This is a genomic window from Bradyrhizobium manausense, from assembly GCF_001440035.1.
GTDB classification, from domain to species: Bacteria; Pseudomonadota; Alphaproteobacteria; order Rhizobiales; family Xanthobacteraceae; genus Bradyrhizobium; species Bradyrhizobium manausense.
Genome location: NZ_LJYG01000112.1, coordinates 641,818 through 662,460, shown reverse-complemented (window position 1 = coordinate 662,460; position 20,643 = coordinate 641,818). Strand labels below are relative to the sequence as shown.

General features: G+C 63.9%; 21 protein-coding genes. 17 read left to right on the top strand and 4 right to left on the bottom strand.

Features of this window, described 5'->3' with window-relative positions; genetic code table 11:
- Nucleotides 1-463 precede the first annotated feature (463 nt).
- The 3 genes from AOQ71_RS39680 (at nt 464) to msrA (ending at nt 2,348) form a co-directional block, all read left to right on the top strand.
- Nucleotides 464-1,153: a VOC family protein gene (locus AOQ71_RS39680; RefSeq protein ID WP_057758829.1), complete on the top strand. Its 690-nt coding sequence runs from the start codon at nt 464-466 to the stop codon at nt 1,151-1,153.
- A 171-nt stretch (nt 1,154-1,324) separates the two neighbouring features.
- Nucleotides 1,325-1,747: an OsmC family protein gene (locus tag AOQ71_RS39675; RefSeq protein ID WP_057758827.1), complete on the top strand. Its 423-nt coding sequence runs from the start codon at nt 1,325-1,327 to the stop codon at nt 1,745-1,747.
- Nucleotides 1,748-1,835: 88 nt separating this feature from the next.
- Nucleotides 1,836-2,348: a peptide-methionine (S)-S-oxide reductase MsrA gene (gene msrA / locus AOQ71_RS39670; RefSeq protein ID WP_057758825.1), complete on the top strand. Its 513-nt coding sequence runs from the start codon at nt 1,836-1,838 to the stop codon at nt 2,346-2,348.
- A gap of 21 nt (nt 2,349-2,369) precedes the next feature.
- Here msrA and AOQ71_RS39665 read toward each other — a convergent pair whose 3' ends face one another.
- On the bottom strand, nt 2,370-5,207 hold the full coding sequence (locus AOQ71_RS39665; RefSeq protein ID WP_057758823.1) for an ATP-binding protein: 2,838 nt from the start codon (nt 5,205-5,207) through the stop codon (nt 2,370-2,372).
- 374 nt (nt 5,208-5,581) lie between these two features.
- Here AOQ71_RS39665 and AOQ71_RS39660 point away from each other — a divergent pair, with 374 nt between their 5' ends.
- From AOQ71_RS39660 to AOQ71_RS39595, 14 genes are all read left to right on the top strand, one after another.
- Nucleotides 5,582-6,571 (top strand): Bug family tripartite tricarboxylate transporter substrate binding protein, encoded by a 990-nt coding sequence (locus AOQ71_RS39660; protein WP_057758821.1) that lies wholly within the window; start codon nt 5,582-5,584, stop codon nt 6,569-6,571.
- Nucleotides 6,572-6,837: 266 nt separating this feature from the next.
- A complete protein-coding gene (locus AOQ71_RS39655; RefSeq protein WP_057758819.1) occupies nt 6,838-8,184 on the top strand; it encodes an ABC transporter substrate-binding protein in 1,347 nt (448 codons plus the stop codon).
- A 100-nt stretch (nt 8,185-8,284) separates the two neighbouring features.
- Nucleotides 8,285-9,244: a carbohydrate ABC transporter permease gene (locus tag AOQ71_RS39650; RefSeq protein ID WP_057758818.1), complete on the top strand. Its 960-nt coding sequence runs from the start codon at nt 8,285-8,287 to the stop codon at nt 9,242-9,244.
- On the top strand, nt 9,241-10,194 hold the full coding sequence (locus AOQ71_RS39645; RefSeq protein WP_057758816.1) for a carbohydrate ABC transporter permease: 954 nt from the start codon (nt 9,241-9,243) through the stop codon (nt 10,192-10,194). The genes AOQ71_RS39650 and AOQ71_RS39645 overlap by 4 nt, the downstream gene beginning before the upstream one ends.
- Nucleotides 10,191-10,403, top strand: coding sequence for a hypothetical protein (locus AOQ71_RS39640; RefSeq protein WP_057758814.1), 213 nt, complete (start codon nt 10,191-10,193; stop codon nt 10,401-10,403). The genes AOQ71_RS39645 and AOQ71_RS39640 overlap by 4 nt, the downstream gene beginning before the upstream one ends.
- Before the next feature lie 4 nt (nt 10,404-10,407).
- A complete protein-coding gene (locus tag AOQ71_RS39635) occupies nt 10,408-11,505 on the top strand; it encodes an ABC transporter ATP-binding protein (protein ID WP_057758812.1) in 1,098 nt (365 codons plus the stop codon).
- Entirely contained in the window at nt 11,498-12,505 is a 1,008-nt protein-coding gene (locus AOQ71_RS39630) for an ABC transporter ATP-binding protein (RefSeq protein ID WP_057759109.1), read from the top strand. Before AOQ71_RS39635 ends, AOQ71_RS39630 begins: the two co-directional genes overlap by 8 nt.
- Nucleotides 12,502-13,116: a dihydroxyacetone kinase subunit DhaL gene (gene dhaL / locus AOQ71_RS39625; RefSeq protein ID WP_057758810.1), complete on the top strand. Its 615-nt coding sequence runs from the start codon at nt 12,502-12,504 to the stop codon at nt 13,114-13,116. The genes AOQ71_RS39630 and dhaL overlap by 4 nt, the downstream gene beginning before the upstream one ends.
- Complete coding sequence (dhaM, locus tag AOQ71_RS39620; RefSeq protein WP_057758808.1) at nt 13,113-13,499, top strand: dihydroxyacetone kinase phosphoryl donor subunit DhaM; 387 nt, start codon at nt 13,113-13,115, stop codon at nt 13,497-13,499. Before dhaL ends, dhaM begins: the two co-directional genes overlap by 4 nt.
- Entirely contained in the window at nt 13,492-13,806 is a 315-nt protein-coding gene (locus AOQ71_RS39615; RefSeq protein WP_057758806.1) for an HPr family phosphocarrier protein, read from the top strand. Before dhaM ends, AOQ71_RS39615 begins: the two co-directional genes overlap by 8 nt.
- Nucleotides 13,807-13,809: 3 nt before the next feature.
- The gene (gene ptsP, locus AOQ71_RS39610; protein WP_057758804.1) at nt 13,810-15,408 is read left to right on the top strand and encodes a phosphoenolpyruvate--protein phosphotransferase; all 1,599 of its coding nucleotides are present in this window, start codon (nt 13,810-13,812) and stop codon (nt 15,406-15,408) included.
- Complete coding sequence (locus tag AOQ71_RS39605) at nt 15,405-15,836, top strand: hypothetical protein (RefSeq protein WP_057758802.1); 432 nt, start codon at nt 15,405-15,407, stop codon at nt 15,834-15,836. The genes ptsP and AOQ71_RS39605 overlap by 4 nt, the downstream gene beginning before the upstream one ends.
- 36 nt (nt 15,837-15,872) lie before the next feature.
- Complete coding sequence (gene dhaK, locus AOQ71_RS39600; RefSeq protein WP_057758800.1) at nt 15,873-16,862, top strand: dihydroxyacetone kinase subunit DhaK; 990 nt, start codon at nt 15,873-15,875, stop codon at nt 16,860-16,862.
- Between the two features lie 180 nt (nt 16,863-17,042).
- Nucleotides 17,043-17,498, top strand: a complete 456-nt coding sequence (locus AOQ71_RS39595) for an RbsD/FucU family protein (protein WP_057758798.1) — start codon at nt 17,043-17,045, stop codon at nt 17,496-17,498.
- 44 nt (nt 17,499-17,542) lie between these two features.
- On the opposite strand, the gene AOQ71_RS39590 is transcribed toward AOQ71_RS39595, so the two are convergent.
- The 3 genes from AOQ71_RS39590 to AOQ71_RS39580 are packed head-to-tail and all read right to left on the bottom strand — an operon-like array spanning nt 17,543 to nt 20,616.
- Entirely contained in the window at nt 17,543-18,169 is a 627-nt protein-coding gene (locus AOQ71_RS39590) for an FMN-dependent NADH-azoreductase (RefSeq protein WP_057758796.1), read from the bottom strand.
- 3 nt (nt 18,170-18,172) lie between these two features.
- On the bottom strand, nt 18,173-19,747 hold the full coding sequence (locus AOQ71_RS39585) for an isochorismatase family protein (RefSeq protein WP_057758794.1): 1,575 nt from the start codon (nt 19,745-19,747) through the stop codon (nt 18,173-18,175).
- Between the two features lie 20 nt (nt 19,748-19,767).
- Nucleotides 19,768-20,616 carry an MBL fold metallo-hydrolase gene (locus tag AOQ71_RS39580; protein WP_057758792.1) on the bottom strand — a complete coding sequence of 283 codons (849 nt, stop codon included), beginning with the start codon at nt 20,614-20,616 and terminating at the stop codon, nt 19,768-19,770.
- Between the last annotated feature and the right edge of the window lie 27 nt (nt 20,617-20,643).

Sequence of the window (20,643 nt, the reverse complement as noted above, 5' to 3'; positions counted from 1 at the left end):
GATCACCATGGCGGAGCGGGCGCGGCCTGGCGTGTTAGAAGTTGTTAGGAGTTGCAAGAGCCAGATCTTGCGGTATCCCGTTGAAGACGCTCCTAATTCAGGGCGCAACAAGCGGCGCAAGCAGAGCCTGCGCGCCGACCTTCCGGCCATCCCGCCGCCAGACGCGAGCAAGGCTCATCGCGCCCCGAAGCTTCCAGCGGCGCGCGCATTCAGAACGGGTGCACCGGTCGTATCACGCAAGGATCACGTGCCGTCCGATCATAACAAAATCTTGCAACGTCTAACGAGCATGAGGTGCAAGTCTATATCAGTATAACCTGCGATCAGGCCTATTCCCAACGGGGGAAGACTACGATGCCCGATATCAAATCTCGGCCGAATGACGGGGGCGTTCGAACACATCTCGCCGGCCTGAACAGCGGCTTCAACGCTCGAACCTGCACTTCAACTCAGGGAGTTCGACATGACCATCATCGAGACGGCGCACGGCGTCGAAACAAAAGCGTCGAGATCGCAGCGAGCCGATCTCAAGCTCGAAGTCATTGTCATTCCGGTATCGGATGTGGACCGCGCCAAAATATTTTATGCGAGCCTCGGCTGGAGACTGGATGCCGATTTCGCCTCTGCCGATGGCTGGCGCGTCGTTCAGTTCACGCCGCCGGGCTCGGCCTGCTCGGTGATTTTCGGCAAGAACGTCACATCGGCGGTCCCTGGCTCGGCCCAGGGCCTGTATCTTGTCGTCTCCGACCTCAAGGCCGCAACTCAGGATCTGCTCGCCCGTGGCGTTGGGGTCAGTGAACCCTTCCATGGCGGCGGCGATGTTCACGCCGGGACGGACGAGCCTTATCTGTTTGGCCGCATCAGGCTCAACGGCGCTGATCCGAAACGCGGCAGCTACAGCTCGTTTGCTTCATTCAGAGATCCAGACGGCAACGGCTGGCTGCTTCAGGAGGTCACGACCCGGTTGCCGGGTCGCATCGAAGCGGAGGACGCCACGTTCACCTCGTCAAGCGAGCTTGCGGGCGCGCTGCGGCGCGCCGCCGCGGCGCATGGCGAGCACGAGAAGCGAACCGGCGGACACGACGAGAACTGGCCGGACTGGTACGCCGATTACATCGTACGCGAGCAGGCCGGCCAGCCGCTGCCGACCTGATGCGGCCCACGCTAGAACCCGCCGGGCTTCCACCTCCGACAGGTTGGCAGTTGATGGAACCGCTGCGGCGCTCGACCGGTTGTAGGCGATACGGGGGCGGCGCGCCAATGGCCCTTTCATCGGTGGGGAGCGCCGCTGGACGAGCCCAAATCAAGCAAGGAGAAACGAGAGATGATCCGCAAGGCAAGAGCTGTATGGCAGGGCACTGGTCGCGACGGCACAGGCCATCTCTCCAGCGAATCCGGCGTGCTGGCCGAGACGCCCTATTCGTTCAAGACCCGCTTCGAGAACGAGAAGGGCACCAATCCCGAGGAATTGATCGCGGCCGCGCATGCCGGCTGCTTCACGATGGCGCTGGCGTTCGGTCTTCAACTCGCGGGCTTTACCCCGACCGAACTCTCCACTGAGGCCGCCGTCACCCTCGAGCCCGAAGGGAAGGGATTCAAGATCAGCAGGTCGGCGCTGACGTTGCGCGCCAAGGTGCCTAATCTCGACGATGCCGGCTTTGCCCGCATTGCCGGCGAGGCCGAGAAGAACTGCCCGGTATCCAAGGTCCTCAACGCCGACATCAGCCTCGACGCCAAGCTGGTCTAGCCGGCCCGCTTCGAATAGATTGGCCATCCGGTTCCTCGCCGAAGGGCTGGAACCGGATGGACATCCCTGGCACGACGGGAGCTGACACATGACGACAGAGCGCGCGGTTTTGGCGGGAGGCTGCTTCTGGGGCATGCAGGATCTCATCCGCAAGCAGCCAGGTGTGATCGCAACGCGCGTCGGCTACACCGGCGGACGGGTGAAGAACGCCACCTATCGCAATCACGACGGTCACGCCGAAGCGATCGAGATCATCTTCGACCCCGCGAAGACCAGCTTCCGGACCATGCTGGAGTTCTTCTTCCAGATTCACGATCCGACGACGCTCAATCGCCAGGGCAATGATCTGGGGACGAGCTACCGCTCTGCGATTTTCTACACGTCGGATGAGCAGAAGCGCATTGCCAACGACACCATTGCCGATGTCGAAGCATCGGGCTTGTGGCCCGGCAAGGTCGTGACCGAAGTCGCTCCCGTTGGTGAATTCTGGGAGGCCGAGCCCGAGCATCAGGACTATCTCGAACGCTACCCTGACGGCTACACCTGTCACTTCATCCGGCCCGACTGGAAGCTGCCCCGACGCGCCGCCGTAGGCGGATAGAGCTCGCCAGCAAACCTCCGCTTACGCCCGCAACTGCGCGATCAGGTCGCGCGCCATCTGCATATCGGCGATCGCTGATCCTTCGGCCATCGCGTTGCATGCCTTCTCGAGCACCGCGCGCGCCTCGGCGCGCTGGTCTCGTCCAATCCTGAGTTGCGCAATGCTGATCGCGCAGCGCAGCTGCCAGAAGTGCGCGCCTTGCTGTGCCGTCAGCTCCATGGCTTCGTGAAAGCAGGCATCTGCGGCATCCGATTGCGGTGACTCCTTCCGCATCAGCTCACCCTTGATGCGGAGCAGCTCCGGCAGATACCAGCGCTCCTGCCTGTCGTTGCAGCGCGCCAGCGCGCTCTCGATCGTGTCGAAGCCATGGTGAACCTGATTGGCTTGTCCGAAGCACGCGGCGAGCTCGCCAAGCAGGGGAAGGAAGCGCGGCAGGAAGCGCGCATCGCCGGCGCGATTGAGCTCGTCTCGCAACAGCGGCAGGCCTGCGTCGACGTCTGTGCGCTTTGCAGCGACCAGCGCGTTGAACGCACGGGCCCACAGCCCCCAGAGCCGGATGGCGTGGCGATCGGCGTGCTCGAGCAGCTCGGTGCCGTAGCGCTCGGCGGCCTCGTAGTCGCCGGCGAGGAAGGCAATCGGGCAGGCGGCTTGTCCGAGCACGCTACAGAATGTCAGCGCGTGGCCGTTGGCCCGACCTTCGTGGATATTCTGTTCGGCCAACGCCAAAGCCTGATCGGCATGACCCTGGAGCCACAGGATGCGGGCGCGGAAGTATTGCGTCGAAATCCGCAGATCGAGCGGGAAGATCTTCGGCTTCTCGGCCAGCACGTGCAGGGACGAATTCACCCGGTCGATACGAAGGCGGGCCTCGCGTTGGTCTCCGAGATAATGCAGCACGACGGCCGTCAGCCGGTCCGCCAGCATGAGATCCGTCTTGTCGGGTGAATGCGCCGCGGCTTCGGCGAAACGGTCGGCAAGCGCGCGTGCCCTGCCGAACGCTCCGTTGTTGAACTGGTCGATTGAGAGGCCCCAGAGGGCGCGCAACCGGAAATCCTTGTCGTCGAGCTTCTCGGCAAGTTCAAGCGTGGCCTCGAGGATCGGGCGGGCCTCGCGCGCCCGTCCTTCGCCGTACATCAACGACCAGCCGAGCGCTGCCAGGAGCTGCATGCGCACGCGCTCGTCGTCATGGTCTCCCAGCGCGGCAAGCGCCGTCCTGGCGCGCTCGCGACACTCGGCGAACAACGAAAGCCTGATCCAGAGCGTGACCGCCACCGCCGTCAGCGCGATGCCGAGCCGGCCATCGCCTTCAGGCGAAAAAGCCCAATCCAGCGCAGCGCGCAGATTGTCCAACTCGGCGCCGTAGGTGCCGAGCCAGTCCGCCAGTGGAGCGGACGTTTCGGCCTCGGCGCGCTCGAAAAGGTCGCGAAAATATTTGGCGTGCCGCTGCGCAATCCGCTGCGCTTCACCGGCCTCGTTCAGCTTGCCAAGCGCGTAGGAGCGGGTGGTATCCAGCAGGCGATAGCGCAGTGTTCGCGCAGCTGACGGTGCGATCAGCGACTTCGTGACGAGATTGTCGATCGCCTCCATGGTCGCGGCGGCACTGAGCCCGTCGCCCGAGGCGACGGCGGCAGCCGCCTCCGGCGTGAACGGTCCGGCGAACACGGACAATCTCCGCAAGATCGCGCTCTCGGATGCGGGAAGCAGGTCGTAGCTCCAGTCGAGCGCGGCGCCGAGCGTCTGATGTCGCGGGATGGCCGTGCGCCGTCCGCGCCATTGCAGCGAAAAGCGGCTGTCGAGCAGGGATGCCGTGCCGGCGATGCCATAGGCGTTGACGCGCCCCGCAGCGAGCTCGATCGCAAGCGCGATGCCGTCGAGGCGGCGGCAGATGTCGGCCACCAGCGGCGCGTCTTCTGCGCTCAGCTGAAACGGTCCGGAGCTCTGCGCGATACGCTCGACGAAGAGCTGGGCGGCCGGATAGGCAAGGACGTCGGTTACGGTGAGGTCGTCGCTCCGAGGCGGACAATCCAGTGGAAACAGCCGAAAGATCCGTTCGCCGTCGCTGCGGAAGGATTCCCTGCTGGTCGCCAACACATGCAATCGCGGCACCTCGCGAACGAGGCGCTCGACTAGCGGTGCAAGCGTCTCCAGCACGTGCTCGCAACTGTCGAAGATCAGCAGCGTCGGTTTCGTCTGCAGGTGCGTCAACAGGGCCGGGACCGGATCCTCCGCATTGACGGATAGCCCGAGCGCTGATGCGATGGTGATTGCTGCGAGTTCAGGCTTCCGCACCGGTCCGAAGTCGACGAAGAACACATGCCCGTCGAAATGGGCAAGCCGGCGATGGCCGACGGTCACGGCCACCGCGGTCTTGCCGATGCCGCCTGGGCCGACCACCGTCACGAAACGATGCATCGCGAGCCCGGCCGAAATCTTCTCGATGACCTCGTCTCGCCCGATCACCCGCGCGAGCGGAGCGGGAAGGGAGCGGGGCGGAGGGATAGCCGTCGGGGGAGCAGAAGGTGCTGGAGCAACCTGGGTGAGAGACGCGACGAAGCTATAACCGCGCCCGGGGACGTTGACGACGTAGCGGGCCGACTTGCCGGTGTCGCCGAGTGTCTTGCGCAGGGCCGCGATGTGGAAACGGAGACTGCCATCGTCGACATTCACGTTGGCCCAGACACGCTTGACGAGCTCCCGCTTGTCGACGACTTCGCCGGGCCGCTCGGCCAGGAAGATCAGGATGTCGAGCGCACGGCCGCCGACATGAAGATGCGCGCCGTCCTTCTCCAGGAGGCGGGACTTCGGAAACAGTCGAAATGGCCCAAAAGAAATGGCCGAGTCTTGGTTGTTGTCTGACACGCGCCATCGTCCCCGCAGCGGGGAGTCAAAGTTGTCTGTCCTTGTCCTATCAGAACGAAGCGTACAGTAAACCCGACGAAAGCAGCGGGAGCGCTGCAGGTCTACGCGCCGTAGCTTCAGCCAGCCCGGCGCATTTTAAAATATTGTTGTTAGATGAAGGCTTTAGACTGTTGGATGAGGCTTGCTCATCCACCGAGCTGTCTGGCTTGCGCAGGGACCTTAGTCGAAAACGGATGGACACTCTCGTTCTGCGCGCATTCCATGATGGCACGCCGATCGCATGTGCCATTGACGATGGCTGTCTCCTGCTGCGTTTGGAGCTTTGGGAGCCGGTCCCGCCGCTGATCAAAGCTTACGACGTTCGGAAGTAGGACATGCCTTCCCTTTCGCGACGAGATTTCGTCAACGCGGCCACGTTTGCCGTTGCGCTCCCCGGACTCTCGCGCAGCGGGAAAGCCGCTGACTATCCATCGCGGCCCATTCGCCTTGTGATTCCCTATGCGGCCGGCGGCTCGGGTGATCAGATCGGTCGCCCCTGGGTCGAGAAGATGTCGTCTCAACTCGGTCCGACATTTGTGGAAAATGTTGGCGGTGCAGGCGGCGCGATCGGGACCACCGCGGTGGCGCGCGAGAAGCCCGATGGCTATTCGCTGCTTCTGGGAAACGGCAGCACGCAGGTCATCATCCCGCTGACGACGCCAAATCCTTCCTATTCGGTCGGGGATTTCCGGGCGATCTATCGCCTGATCAGCAGCGCACTGGTTTTCGCCGTCCATCCGTCGCTGCCTGCTACGGATCTGCAAGGCCTGATCGCCTATGCCAGGAGCAAACCGGGCGCGCTGTCCTATGGGACCCCGGGCATCGGCACCGGCAATCACCTCGTGGGGGAACTGTTCAAGCAGCAGGCAGGCAGCCTGGATATCGTCCACGTTCCCTATCGGGGAATCTCGCAGGCTACCAACGATCTCGTCAGCGGTCAGATATCGCTCGTCATTGCCGTGATGTCGGACCAATTGCAGCAACTGAGACGGGCCGGCAAAATAAGGCTGCTTGCGGTCACCACCGACAGGCGCTTGAGCGGCGCGCCTGACATCCCGACCGCGATTGAATCCGGCATGCCTGATCTCAGCTACGAGGGATGGTTCGGCCTTTTCGCTCCGACAAAAACCGACGATGCGATCATCGACCGCATCGCGCAGGCAACGCGGGCGGCGATGGCCGATCCAGCACTGCAGGCTAGATATCGCGCGCAGGGCATGGAGCCCGACAGCGATTCAAGTCCGGAAAAATTCCAGCGGGTTGTCGATGCCACCTCGGCAAGCCTTGCGCCGGTGATCAAATCAATCGGGCTACAAGTGCTGTAGGCGCGCCGACGTTTCGTGTGCTGGAGGCGGAGTGCAATCTCCGGGGGCCCGATGCCGGAGGCCTGAGAAACTGCGCTTGCAATGTTTAGTAATTGGTGGTTCACTAAACAAATCGAGCCTGCCGGGCCTATAGAATCCGGGTGGCGCGAGGAAACTCCAGTTTAGTTACTCAGCTCGTCATGGACTGTGTTGCTCTGCTCGAAGCATTCGAGCGGGTAGGAAAGCCGCGCCATGTCGATGGCCGGTCCACCAGGAGGGAACGTGTAATGAAACGGACGACGAAGACGCTTGTAGTGGCATGCGGGGCAGTCGCCGCCGCATTTGGCGTCGGAGCGGGCACCACGCCCGCGCAGGCGCAGGGCAAGACCATCACGCTGTGCTGGGCCGCATGGGACCCGGCCAACGCATTGGTCGAATTGTCGAAGGACTTCACCGCCAAATCGGGTATCGGTATGAAGTTCGAATTCGTGCCGTGGACCAATTACGCCGATCGCTTCCTGAACGAACTCAATTCGCACGGCTCGCTGTGCGACCTCATCATCGGCGATTCCCAATGGATCGGCGGTGCCGCGGAGAACGGCCAGTACGTCAAGCTCAACGATTTCTTCAAGAAGGAAGGAATCAGCATGGACGACTACATGCCGGCGACGGTGGTCGGCTATTCCGAATGGCCGAAGAACACGCCGAACTATTGGGCGCTGCCGGCGATGGGCGATGCGGTGGGCTGGACCTATCGCAAGGACTGGTTCGCACGGCCGGACGTGCAGAAGGACTTCAAGGCCAAGTACGGCCGCGAAATCGGTGTGCCGAAGACGCTCGATGAGCTCAAGGACATTGCGCAATTCTTCCAGGGCCGCGAGATCGACGGCAAGAAGGTCTATGGCGCCTCGATCTATACCGAGCGTGGCTCGGAAGGCATCACCATGGGCGTCTCGAACTACCTCTACGATTACGGCTTCAAATACGACGATCCGAAGAAGCCCTATGCGATGGACGGGTTCGTGAACTCGGCCAATGCGGTGAAGGGACTCGAAGCCTACAAGGAGCTCTACAAGTGCTGCACGCCGCCCGGCGCCTCCAACTCCTACATGTCGGAAGGGCTTGATGCCTTCAAGTCCGGACAGGTCGCGCTGCAGATGAACTTCTTCGCGTTCTTCCCGGGCCTCTACAAGGACCCGAATGTCGGCGGCGACAAGATCGGCTTCTTCGTCAATCCGGCAGGTCCTGCCGCGCAGGCGACGCAGCTCGGCGGACAGGGCATCTCGGTGGTCTCCTACTCGAAGAACCAGCCCGAGGCGCTGCAATACATCAAGTGGTTCTCCGGCGGCGACGTCCAGAAGAAGTGGTGGGCGCTCGGCGGCTACTCCTGCGCCAAGTCGGTGCTGAACGATCCGAGCTTCCCGAGCAGTGCGCCGTTCGCCAAGGAGTTCCTGCAATCGATGGGCATGGTGGTCGACTTCTGGGCCGAGCCGTCCTACGCCCAGCTGCTGCAAGCCGAGCAGAAGCGCGTGCATGATTACGTGGTGGCCGACAAGGGCACCGCACAGGAAGCGCTCGACGGTCTGGTCAAGGACTGGAAGGCGATCTTCAAGGAAGAAGGCAAGAAGTTCTGAGGTTGATTCCCGGAGCGCGTGCGCTCGCGCTCCGGGCTTTCCTTCGATGACCGGAACTGTCGCATCGTCGACATCCCGGGTGCCAGGATCGGTCGCTGCAATGAATGAATTGAGTGCCTCTTCGCGGATCACCTATCGGGCCGTCATGGTCCGGCCCAGTGTGGCGCATCGTATCCGCGGCCTGTCGGACAGGACGCTCGCGTGGCTCTTCATCACGCCGACGATCGTGTTGCTGCTGGCTATCAACATCTTTCCGCTGCTCTGGACCATCTATCTGTCGTTCACGAACTATCGCGCCAACAGAGCCAATGTGCCGACGATCTGGCTGGGCGCCGACTGGTACCAGTCGATCCTGACCGATCCGGACATCTGGGCGGCGATGCAGGTGACGGCGCATTTCGTGATCTGGACTGTCGTGATCGAGACCGTTCTCGGGTTTGGCCTCGCCTATCTCATCGACAAGAAGTTCAGGGGCCACGGGATTTGGACCACCATCATCCTGCTGCCGATGATGTTGTCGCCGGCCGTCGTCGGCAATTTCTGGACGTTCCTGTACCAGCCCCAGATCGGACTGTTCAATTACGTCGTCGCCTTCTTCACCGGACGCGCGGCCTCGTCCTTCCAGATGCTGGGCGACGTCACGCTGAGCCCCTGGGCCATCGTCATCGTCGATGCCTGGATGTGGACGCCCTATGTGATGCTGATCTGCCTCGCAGGCCTGCGTTCGATTCCCGATTACATCTACGAAGCGGCGGAGGTCGATCGCGCGTCGAAATGGCGGCAGTTCTGGTCGATCACGCTGCCGATGGCACTGCCGTTCATCATGCTGGCGGTGCTGTTCCGCGGCATCGAGAATTTCAAGATGTTCGACATGGTCAATCTGCTGACCGGCGGGGGGCCGGGATCGACCACCGAAGTTGCCTCGATCACGCTCAAGCGTGCCGCGTTCGAGAGCTGGCGCACCGGCTATTCCTCGGCCTTCGCGATCATCCTGTTCGTGACGGTCTTCGGTCTCGCCAATATCTACGTCAAGGCGCTGAACAAGGTGAAAAGCCGATGACCTCAGCCACCACAGCCCATTCGGTCGTCGAGCCCTCGGCCACGACGCGGCGCTTTGCCGGTTCGCTGGTCGTGCTCTACGCCGTCATCACCATGATCCCGCTGGTCTGGATCATGCTCACCGCGTTCAAGTCGCCTGACGATGCGATCTCCTATCCGCCCAAGGTGCTGTTCAAGCCGTCGCTCGAAGGCTTCTGCAACCTGTTCACGACGCGGTCGCGCCAGACGCCGGAATTCATCCGTTCGCTGGGGCCGCCGCAGGGGATGTGCGACGACATCGCGCGCAGCCGCAACATGGTGGTTGCCGGTCCCTCGAACTATGTGCCGCGCTTCGTCAACTCACTGATCATCGCGTTCGGTTCGACCGTGCTCGCCGTCGCGCTCGGCACTTTGTCGGCCTACGGCTTCTCGCGCTTCCGCGTGCCGCTGAAGGATGATCTGCTGTTCTTCATCCTGTCGACCAGGATGATGCCCCCGATCGCGGTCGCGATCCCGATCTATCTGATGTACCGCACCATCGGATTGTCGGACACCAGGCTCGGGATGATCCTGCTCTACACCTCGGTCAATGTCTCGCTCGCCGTCTGGCTGCTCAAGGGCTTCATCGACGAAATCCCGCGCGAGTACGAGGAAGCGGCGATGATCGACGGCTACACCCGCTTCCAGGCCTTCGTGAAGGTGGTGCTGCCGCAGGCCACCACGGGAATTGCGGCAACCGCGATCTTCTGCCTGATCTTCGCCTGGAACGAATACGCTTTCGCCGTGCTTCTCACCTCGGGCAACGCGCAGACGGCACCGCCGTTCATTCCGATCATCATCGGCGAGGGCGGGCAGGACTGGCCCGCGGTGGCCGCCGGCACCACGCTGTTCCTGGTGCCGATCGTGGTGTTCACGGTGCTTCTGCGCAAGCATCTGTTGCGCGGCATCACCTTTGGAGCTGTCCGCAAATGAGCCTCGATGTCACCCCATCCATCGCGCCTCGCGGGCTTGCAGACCGCATTCTGCGCCGCGGCCCGCTTGAAGCCGTGGCGACCGCGATCATCGCTGCCGGTGTGGTGATGCTGATGCAGCCATTCTCACTGACCCTGTATTCCTGGTCGTTCGCAACAACCCTGTTCGGCACGGTGATGTTCACCATCGTGTCGAAGGTCCGGGAGTAGCGCGATGGCACAGATCAAGGTCGAGGCGCTCGACAAATCCTTTGGTGACTTCCATGCCGTCAAGTCCGCAAGCTTCACCGTGGAGGACGGCCAGTTCCTTTGTCTGCTCGGACCTTCCGGCTGCGGCAAGACCACAACGCTCCGCATGATCGCCGGCCTGGAGCTGCCGACGGCAGGCACGATCAGGCTCGACGGCGAGGACGTGACGATGAACCGCGCCTCGGCGCGCGACATCGCCTTCGTGTTCCAGCTGTTTGCGCTCTATCCGCACATGAATGTCCGGCGCAACATCGGCTTTCCCCTGAAATGCGAGGGCATCGGTGCGGCCGAGCGTGACCGTCGCGTCGTCGAGGCCGCGCGCATCCTGCGGATCTCCCATCTCCTCGACCGTTCCGTCTCGGGCCTTGCCGGCGGCGACCGGCAGCGCGTCGCGCTCGGGCGGGCGATCGTGCGCAAGCCAAAATGCTTCCTGATGGACGAGCCGCTGGGCGCGCTCGATACCGAGATGCGCGAGGCCATGATTCATGAGCTGCGTGCCCTGCATGACCGGCTCGGCGCGACGACCGTCTATGTCACCCATGACCAGCTCGAAGCCATGGCGATGGCCGACAGGATCGCGGTGATGAACAACGGCGTTGTCGAGCAGGTCGCAAGCCCGCGGGACATCTATGACCGGCCGGCTTCGCTGTTCGTTGCGGATTTCATCGGCTCGCCGCCGATGAACTTCCTGCCGTTCCGTGGCGGCCTGCAGACCGGCGCCGAGGCTATCCGGCTCGGCGAGCGCGATGTGGCCATTCCGGCTGCACGCGAGGCGATGGCGGAGAGCGAGCTCGTGCTTGGCGTGCGACCCGAGCACGTGCGCTTCACCGATCGCGGCATGGTGCGCGGCGAGGTCTATGGCACCGAATATCTGGGCACGACGCAGATCGTGACGGTGACGACCAGCTATGGCGCGCTCAAGGCCCGCTCGCCCAGCAGCAGATCGTTTCGGACGGGCGAGACCGTTGGGCTCGACTTCCGGCCCGACACGCTGTCGATCTTCGACAAGGCGTCGGGCCGGGCCATTCGCACCGCGCTGCATGAAGGAGTTGCGCATGGCTGAGGTCGAGATCGTCTCCGTTTCCAAAGCCTTCGGCAAGACGCAAGCCTTGGGTGATCTGTCGCTGACCATCGGCGACGGCGAGTTCGTCGCGCTGCTCGGGCCCACCGGTGCCGGCAAGACCACGGCATTGCGATTGATCGCCGGATTGGAGCAGCCGGATAGCGGCTCGATCCGGATCGACGGGCGTGACGTCACCGGCAATGCGCCGGCGGACCGCGATGTGGCCTTCGTCTTCCAGCAATATTCGCTGTATCCGCACCTCACCGTGTTCGAGAACATGGCCTTCGCGCTGCGGGCCCCGACCCGCCGCGTGGGCGAGGCCGATATTCGCATGAAAGTGCGGGAGGTCGCGCGTCTGCTTCACATCGAGAACAAGCTGGACAACAAGGCGACGCAGCTCTCGGGCGGGCAGATGCAGCGCGTCGCGATCGGCCGGGCGCTGGTGCGTTCGCCCTCGATCTATCTGATGGACGAGCCGCTGTCCTCGCTGGATGCCAAGCTGCGCGGCGAGTTGCGCCTCGAGCTCAAGCGCATCCAGGTCGATCTCGGCGCGACGATTCTTTATGTCACCCACGACCAAACCGAAGCGATGACCATGGCCTCGCGCATCGGCGTGATCGAGGGCGGACGGCTGTTGCAGATCGGCTCGCCGCGCGAGATCTACGAGAACCCGATCAACGCGCATGTCGCAGCAAGGCTGGGCCAGCCGACGATCAACCTGCTTCCGGCAGCTCTGTTCGGCCGTGCGCCTGCCGGCGCCGCGACGGTCGGCGCGCGGACCGAGCATCTGACAATCGCGCGCGGCGGCGGCGAAGTCTCGGCAATTGTCAAGCGGGTCGAGCATCTCGGCGACCAGAGCCATCTCCATCTCGACCTCGCCGGCCGGCCAGTTGTGACGCTGGCGGATCCCGAGGCGGGCTTTGGCGCCGGAGATGTCGTGTCACTCTGTCTCAACAAACCGCTGTTTTTCGATGCGAATGGCTGGAGGGTCGCGGCATGAGCCTTGATCGGGTAGCCAGGGAAAGATTGGTGCGAGCGCTGGCGGGTTCAGTGATCGAGCACGCGGACGAATTGACGAGCCTCGACCAGGCGATTGGCGATGGGGATCACGGGCTGAACATGAAGCGCGGTTTCGAGGCGGTGCTCGCGGCACTGCCGGGCCTTGCCGACAAGTCGCTTCCCGAAATGCTGAAGGCGATAGGAATGACGTTGGTGATGAAGGTCGGCGGCGCGTCGGGGCCGCTGGTCGGAACTTTCTTCATGGAACTGGGTAAGGCCCTTCCGGAGCAACCGAGCCGGTCTGATCTGGTCGCCGCGACGGAGAAGGCGATCGAAGCCGTCAAGGCGCGCGGCCGTTCGGAGGCGGGGCAGAAAACCCTGCTGGATGTCCTGGTGCCGGTTCACGCCGTCCTGGCGGGAGGCGGCGATGCCAAGGCGATCGCGGCCGAGGCTGCGCAGGCCGCCGATCGCACCACGCCGATGCAGGCGATTCGCGGCCGCGCATCGTTCCTTGGTGAACGTTCCATCGGTCACATGGATCCCGGCTCGCGCTCGGCGTCCCTTCTGATCGGCGCAGCCGTTGAGACACTGGAGTTCGAGGTCAATCCATGAGCAATGTCGGAATTGTCATCGTGTCGCATTCACCGAAGATCGCGGAAGGCGCGGCCGACATGGTGCGCCAGATGGTCGGTGACGCAGTGCCGCTGGCCTGGACCGGCGGCGATGTCGATGGCGGCCTTGGTACGAACGTTTCCGGAATCCTCGAGGCGATCGAGACGGCCTGGTCGCCGGCAGGCGTGGCGATCCTGGTCGACCTCGGGGGTGCCGAGACCAATTCCGAGATGGCAGTGGAGATGCTCCCCGAAGATCGTCGCGCGCGCGTTCTGGTTTGCAATGCCCCAGTGGTCGAGGGGGCGGTGATCGCCGCGACCGAATCGTCGGGCGGCTCATCGCTTGCCGCCGTCAAGCGCAGTGCGGAGGAATTCTATGCATGATGTTAACGCCAACCGGGCGGCCCAGACGTTTGCGCCGCTGACCGCCTCGGCGGTCCTCGTCAATCCGGTCGGCCTGCACGCGCGGCCATCGGTGAAGCTCACGCAACTGGCAAAGGGCTTTACCGCAAAGATCGAGATTGCGCTTGCGGCCGAGGGACCGTGGACGGACGCCAAGAGCCCGGTGAAGGTGATGCGTGTGAAAGCGCCGCAGGGCGCAACGCTGCATTTCCGCGTCAACGGTCCTGATGGCGAGGCGGCGCTCGCGGCCATGCTGGCGCTGGTGCATGACGGGTTCGGCGAGGCATAAGTCGTGGGCGAGATTCACCTGACCGGCCATCCCGCTTCGCCAGGCCTTGCCATCGGCCCGGTCGCGGTGCTGACGAGCGAAGTGGCGAGCAGGGCTGAGCAGGGCGATCCGGCACAGGAGGCCGCAGCGCTGAAGGCGGCGATCGAGGGCGCTGCAAGCGAGCTCGCCGATTTGATCGCGACGGTCCACGGCGAGGCCGCGGAGATCCTGGAGTTCCAGGTTGCAATGCTCGGCGACGAAGCGCTTGCGGAGGGCGCTTACGAAGCCATTGCGGGCGGTACGGCCGCCGATGAAGCCTGGCGGGTGGCACTCGACGTCGAGATCGCCGGCTACCGCGCGGCGGATGAGGAATATTTTCGGGCGCGTGCTGCCGATCTTGTCGACATTCGCGATCGCGTCCTCGCGGGCCTGAACGGTTCAAACACGATCGCAAACATCTCCGGCGATTCCGTCGTGACGGGTGATGATATTTCCCCATCGACATTCCTCGCCGTTGACTGGACCCGCGGCGGCGCGATTGCGCTCGCCAGCGGATCGCCATCGTCGCATGTCGCGATGCTCGCGCGATCGCGTGGCGCTCCTATGGTCGTTGGGTTGGGGCCGTTGCCATGGAACGGACAGCCGCCGTCACTGGCGCTGGTCGACGGTGACGCCGGCACCGTGATCTTCAATCCCATGCCCGAAACGCGCCGCCTGTTCGAGCAACGCATGGCGGCTGCGAATGCCGCGCAGATTGCCGCCGATGCTGGTCGCCTCAAGCCCGCGGTGACAGCAGATGGGCGCCGTATCGCCGTTCTCCTCAATGTCGCTGCGCCGGAAGATCTCGCAGGCCTCGATCCCGCCATCTGCGACGGCATTGGACTCGTACGGACGGAGTTCCTGTTCGAGGGATCGAGAGGGCTTCCGGGCGAGGATGCACAATGCGCGGTCTACCGCCGCATTCTCGAATGGGCCGCGGGGCGACCGGTGACGATCCGCACCCTCGATGCCGGCGGCGACAAGCCGATCCCCGGCGTGACTGATGATGGCGAGCGCAATCCGTTCCTGGGCCGGCGCGGTATCAGGCTCTCGCTGTCGCGGCCGGAGGTGTTTCGCGTGCAGTTGCGGGCGCTGTGCCGTGCAGCCGTGCATGGGACGCTGAAGGTGATGCTGCCGATGATCGCGATTCCCTCGGAGCTCGATCGTGCGAACGTCATGCTGGACGAGGAATTCGCCGCACTGAAGGCAGCAGGCACAGACTGCGCCAGGCCGCCTCTCGGCATCATGGTCGAGGTCCCCTCGGCCGCGCTCTGCGCCGAAGATTTCGGCGCGGCGTTCTATTCCATCGGCTCAAATGACCTGACCCAATACACAATGGCCGCGGCGCGCGACATCGGCGCCGTCGCCGACCTCAACGATGCCGGCCATCCCGCCGTGCTGGCGCTGATCGCACGGACGGTCGAGGCCGGGCGCAAGCGCGGCGTCGAGGTCTCGCTCTGCGGCGATGCCGCCGCCGATACGCGCTTGACGAAGGTGCTGCTGGCGACCGGCCTGACAACCCTCTCGGTCTCGCCGATCGCTGTGGCCCGGCTCAAAGCCGCCATCGCCGGGGTGAGCGCATGAGCGAGGATGCAGGCGAGGACATAAGCCGGCCGGGCGACAGCAACGTCGCGGATTACAAGCTCATCCTGCGGCGGGCGCTCGACAACCGGCCATCCGGAACGCGGTTGAAGCTCGCGGCGGCGCTTGGCAAGAACCGCTCCTTCGTCAGCCAGATTACGAATCCGGCCTATCTGGTGCCGATTCCGGCAAAGCATGTCGCGATCATCTTCGAGGTCTGCCATCTCTCCGGTACCGAGCGCGCGGCCTTTCTGGAAGCCTATGGGCGCGCGCATCCGGGGCGGCTGCGCGGCGCGCATCGCGAGACGCGCACCCGCGATGTGACCGTGACGGTGCCCGATCTCGGCGACGACAAGAAAAATCGTGCGCTGGAGCAGCTCATCGTCGACTTTGCCGCCCAGCTCGCCCGTTACGCGGAGAGCATCGGCTGACGCATGCGAAACGCAAGAGATAACCGGGAGGACGCCATGAAAAAGTTGATCAACAGCGCCGACACGGTGCTCGAAGAGAGTCTCGATGGGCTCGCGGCCGCGCATGCCGATATCCTGCAGCTCGGTGCTGACAGGAAGTTCGTGCGCCGCCGCAATCCGAAGCCGGGCAAGGTCGCGCTGATCTCGGGCGGCGGCTCCGGCCATGAACCGCTTCATGCCGGCTTTGTCGGTCATGGCATGCTCGATGCCGCCTGTCCGGGCCAGGTCTTCACCTCGCCGACGCCGGATCAGATGATCGAGGCGGCCGAGGCCGTCGATACCGGGGCAGGCGTGCTCTTCATCGTCAAGAATTACGAAGGCGATGTGATGAATTTCACCATGGCCGCCGAGATGGCGGGCCGCGAGGTCGCGAGCATCGTGACCAATGACGATGTCGCGGTCGAAAAATCGACCTACACCACCGGGCGTCGCGGCGTTGCAGGCACGCTGATCGTGGAAAAGATGGTCGGCGCTGCGGCCGAAAAGGGCATGCCGCTCGCCGCGCTCAAGGCGCTCGGCGATGATGTCAACAGGCGCACCCGCTCGATGGGCGTGGCGCTGTTGCCGTGCACCGTTCCTGCGGCGGGGCGGCCGAATTTCACCCTGGCTGACAACGAAATGGAGATGGGGGTTGGCATCCATGGCGAACCGGGCCGCCGCAGGGTGCCGCTGACCTCCGCCGATGCGATTGCAGCCGACATGGTTGGCGCGATCCTGGATGATCTCGCGCCGAGCAAGGGCAGCGAAGTCCTGCTTCTGGTCAACGGGTTCGGCGCAACGCCGCTGATCGAGCTCTATCTGATGGTCAACAGTGCCAAGCGCATCCTGGATGGCGCCGGCATCACGGCGACGCGTTTCCTGACCGGCTCCTACGTGACGTCCCTCGACATGGCTGGCGCATCGATCACGGTCTCGGTGCTCGATGACCAGTCAAAGGAATTGTGGGACGCGCCGGTGCATACCGCGGCCCTTCGCTGGGGGATGTGACGGCCAGAACTCAGGCCCGATCACCGAGGGCATGGCTCAAGTCGCTGGATTGCGGAGTGGGGCGAAGGTCGATCCGCGGGACGCCTGCTTATAGCGACTGGAGAAGTCGATTGGGGGTGATATAGATGGACAGCCGGACCAACAGAGTCCGGGCAATTCCGAGAGAGGGAACGATACAACATGCTCAAGGGCATCAACCCGCTGCTCAATGCCGACGTGCTCTATGCCTTGCGTGCCATGGGGCACGGGGATCGTCTGGTCGTGTGCGATACCAATTTCCCGGCCGACTCGATCGCGCGCCAGACCGCATTCGGCGAACTGCTTCGCATCGACAATGTCAGCACCGCAAAGGCGGTCGAAGCCATTCTCTCGGTGCTGCCGCTCGATACGTTCGTGGACGACGCGGCCATGCGGATGGAGATCGTCGGCCAGCCGCAGGAGGTGCCGCCGGTGCAGCGCGAAGTGCAGGCCGTGATCGACCGCGCCGAGGGACGTTCCTGGCCGCTGGTCGGGGTCGAGCGTCACGCCTTCTATGAGAAGGCCAAGACGGCCTATTGCGTCATCGCCACCGGCGAGCGGCGCTTCTACGGCTGCTTCATCTTCTCCAAAGGCGTGATCGCGCCGGACGGAGAGTGATGGCCATGAGTCATGGCACCGGGCGATGCAGCTGACAATGCGGCTCAGAACCGCTTCGCCATCTCGGCGAGGCGGCGATGCGCAGACTCGCGGGCGGCGCGGATCGGTTCAGTCGGACCTGCGGTTGGGCCGATCGGCACGAAGCGCACGTCGCTGACACCGATGAAGCGGAGCGCTTCGCGCAAATAGGGTGTCGCCATGTCGATGCGACCGCGGTTCATGCCGGTCGCGAAATCGCTGCCCGAGGCGAGGATGACAATGGTCGGCCGGTCCTTCAGCAGCGGAAGGTATCCTTGCGCGGGATCGAAGCGGAACGTCAGGCCGGGCTGGATGATGATGTCGAACCACTGCTTCAGCTTGTAGGGGATGCCGAAGTTCCACATCGGCGTCGAGATCAGCACGCGATCGGCCAGCGCGAAGCGCAGGGCCATCCGCTCGGCTTCGGCAAAGCTGTTGCGCTGAGCATCGTTGAAGGCCTGCGCGTTCATGCGCGCATATTTGGCCTCGACGATGGGACCTGCAAATTCCGGCATCCGCTCGCGCCAGAGGTCGGCGACGTCGATGTCCCAATCGGGGCGCGCCTGGCGAAAGCCGTCAAGGAACACGCCTGCACCGGCACTGGACTCGGAGTCGGGGCGCGGCGAGCAGGAGAGATGCAGAAGCTTCGCCACCGCTCATCCCAGCGCTCTGATGACGGCATCCGCGCGCGTGACCACGGCGACGTTCTGCATGGCAAAATTGATCGACGCCGAGTGCCAGTCGGCATTCATGGTCGAGCAGCAGTCCTCCGGCACGATCATGAAGTAGCCCTTGTCGGCGCCGGTGCGCGCGGTGTGCTCGACCGACATGTTGGTCCAGGCCCCGGTATTGATGATCATGTCGCGGCCGGTGGCTTTCAGGATCGTCTCCAGCTTGGTGCCTTCCCAGGCGCTCATGCGCATCTTCTCGACCACGAAATCGCCGGGCCGCGGCTCGAGGCCTGACACCGGCGCGGCGCCCCAGCTGCCGCGCACCATGGCCTTGCTGTCGACCAGGCCCTCGAACAGCGGCGCGTTCAGCGTCACGCCGGGCGCGCCTGCTTCGACCACGAACCAGACATGAATGATGGCGACGCCGCGCGCCCGCGCGGTCTCTGCCAGGCGCCGGACGTTCTCCACCACGTGCTGTTGCTTGGCATGGCCTGGCGCACCGGAGTCGGCGAAGGCGCCGCCATCCATGATCACGTCGTTCTGCAGATCCTGGATGATCATGGCGCAGCGGTTCGGATCGAGCCGCAACTCGCCATCGGCGAGGATCGGCGCCGCTGCCGCGGGCCCCGTGCTCGTACCACCGCTGCTGCGCCGTCCGCTCATATAGGGCTCGTGGCGCGGTCCGGTCCTGGTCGGGATGGCATAGACCGAATGCGTCGCGGTCAGGTACAGCGTGCGGAAATCCGACCCACCCCATGCGAGGTTGGCGACCAGCTCCGGCACGCGGACTTTTCCGAGCAACTCGCCGCGCGGCGAGTAGACCCAGACGCCGCCGGGCGCGGTGACCCAGACATTGCCGTGCTGATCGCATTTCATGCCATCGGGCACACCAGCCTCGAGCTCGGAGCGGATGCCGCTGGCGAACACGCGCGCATTCGCCAGCGTGCCGTCGGCGTTGACGTCGAACACTCGGATCAGCGCCTGCACCGTGTCGTTGACATAGAGCAGTCTTTCATCGGGCGAGAAGCACAAGCCGTTCGGCTGGTCGAACAAGGTTCTGTCGACCACCAGCTTCGGCTCGCCGCCGGGCACCACGCGATAGACGCCCTGGAAGCCGAGCTGGCGCGGCCGCTCGACCCCATAGACCGGCATGCGGCCATACCAGGGGTCCGAGAAATAGATTGCGCCTGAGGAGTGGACGCAGACATCGTTCGGGCTGTTGAGCTCCTGCCCGCCAAAGTGCGAGGCCAGCACCTCGCGCCGCCCGTCCGGCCGTTCGCGGATCAGCGAGGAGGTCGCGTGCTCGCAGACGATCAAATTGAGCTCGGCATCGTAGGTCATGCCGTTGCACTTGTTCGACGGACGCTTGACCTCGACGACGCCGCGCCGCGCATCCCAGCGCCGGCGCACGTCGCCCGGCATGTCCGAGAACAACAGGTAATGATCGACCGGATGCCAGATCGGTCCTTCCGTGAACTCAAAGCCTGTGCCGACTTGCGCAACGGGCGCGTAGGGATCGATCAGCGTCTCGAATTCGGAGCGCAGGGTGACATGTGTCATCGGTCGGCCCTCACATCATGCTAGGCGGGAAACCAGTTGCGCGCGGGCAGGGACTGCACGATCGGTCCGGGGACCTGGTCGTGCAGCCGGCCCACGACATTGCCGCCTTCGATCTTGGCGGGGCGGTCGTGCACCGGCAGCAGGTAGCGCGAATTGCTGAGCAGCTTCTTGATCGCGGCCTTCTCCGCACGTTTGCTGGTGCCGTGGTTGCCGGTGGTGCGCGGCTCCCAGTCGTGGATCTCGTGGAAGGGCGTGACGATCTGGTCGTTGAAATCGTAGATCACGTCGCCGCAGATGGTGGCAATGCCGTCGGCGGTCTCGACGATGATGTTCATCGAGCCCTCGGTATGGGCATTGGCGGCGTCGCAATAGACGCCGGGCATCAGCTCGATCGGGCCGGTGATCTCCAAGTCGAGGAAGCGCAGCGCGCTCTTGGTGTGCAGACGGTCGATCAGGTGCTTGATGTCGGGCGCCGGATATTGCGGGTGCATCAGGCCGGAGACGGAATATTCCAGCTCCTTGCGGTTGAGCACGACGGTCGTGTTCATCGGGAACAGATCGTCCTTGCCGGCATGATCGATGTGCAGATGGGTGTGGCAGACGAAACGGACGTCGCCCATGCGCACGCCGTGGCGGGCGAGCTGGTTCTCGATCATGTGTTCGTGGTACTGCAAGCCGCGCATGCCCAGTGTCTCCATGATCTGGTTGGAGCGATAGCCGGTGTCGACCACGACAGGATATTTGCCGCCGAGGATCAGAAAGCCCAGCGTGAGGACGCGGCGGGTGCGGCCGCAATCGCGACCGAGCACCAGGAAGCTCGATTCCAGCTCGATATCGCCGTAGTCCAGGATCTTGATCTCCAGCGCCATTCGTTGCCCTCCTTGTGTTCTTTCTTG

Bases quoted from the DNA above. Each gene is read 5' to 3' on its own strand.
- AOQ71_RS39680 (WP_057758829.1), top strand. From the start codon at position 464: ATGACCATCATCGAGACGGCGCACGGCGTCGAAACAAAAGCGTCGAGA.
- AOQ71_RS39655 (WP_057758819.1), top strand. From the start codon at position 6,838: ATGAAACGGACGACGAAGACGCTTGTAGTGGCATGCGGGGCAGTCGCC.
- AOQ71_RS39595 (WP_057758798.1), top strand. From the start codon at position 17,043: ATGCTCAAGGGCATCAACCCGCTGCTCAATGCCGACGTGCTCTATGCC.
- AOQ71_RS39650 (WP_057758818.1), top strand. From the start codon at position 8,285: ATGAATGAATTGAGTGCCTCTTCGCGGATCACCTATCGGGCCGTCATG.
- AOQ71_RS39645 (WP_057758816.1), top strand. From the start codon at position 9,241: ATGACCTCAGCCACCACAGCCCATTCGGTCGTCGAGCCCTCGGCCACG.
- AOQ71_RS39660 (WP_057758821.1), top strand. From the start codon at position 5,582: ATGCCTTCCCTTTCGCGACGAGATTTCGTCAACGCGGCCACGTTTGCC.
- AOQ71_RS39675 (WP_057758827.1), top strand. From the start codon at position 1,325: ATGATCCGCAAGGCAAGAGCTGTATGGCAGGGCACTGGTCGCGACGGC.
- AOQ71_RS39630 (WP_057759109.1), top strand. From the start codon at position 11,498: ATGGCTGAGGTCGAGATCGTCTCCGTTTCCAAAGCCTTCGGCAAGACG.
- AOQ71_RS39635 (WP_057758812.1), top strand. From the start codon at position 10,408: ATGGCACAGATCAAGGTCGAGGCGCTCGACAAATCCTTTGGTGACTTC.
- dhaL (WP_057758810.1), top strand. From the start codon at position 12,502: ATGAGCCTTGATCGGGTAGCCAGGGAAAGATTGGTGCGAGCGCTGGCG.
- msrA (WP_057758825.1), top strand. From the start codon at position 1,836: ATGACGACAGAGCGCGCGGTTTTGGCGGGAGGCTGCTTCTGGGGCATG.
- AOQ71_RS39605 (WP_057758802.1), top strand. From the start codon at position 15,405: ATGAGCGAGGATGCAGGCGAGGACATAAGCCGGCCGGGCGACAGCAAC.
- AOQ71_RS39615 (WP_057758806.1), top strand. From the start codon at position 13,492: ATGCATGATGTTAACGCCAACCGGGCGGCCCAGACGTTTGCGCCGCTG.
- dhaM (WP_057758808.1), top strand. From the start codon at position 13,113: ATGAGCAATGTCGGAATTGTCATCGTGTCGCATTCACCGAAGATCGCG.
- AOQ71_RS39640 (WP_057758814.1), top strand. From the start codon at position 10,191: ATGAGCCTCGATGTCACCCCATCCATCGCGCCTCGCGGGCTTGCAGAC.
- AOQ71_RS39585 (WP_057758794.1), bottom strand. From the start codon at position 19,747: ATGACACATGTCACCCTGCGCTCCGAATTCGAGACGCTGATCGATCCC.
- dhaK (WP_057758800.1), top strand. From the start codon at position 15,873: ATGAAAAAGTTGATCAACAGCGCCGACACGGTGCTCGAAGAGAGTCTC.
- AOQ71_RS39580 (WP_057758792.1), bottom strand. From the start codon at position 20,616: ATGGCGCTGGAGATCAAGATCCTGGACTACGGCGATATCGAGCTGGAA.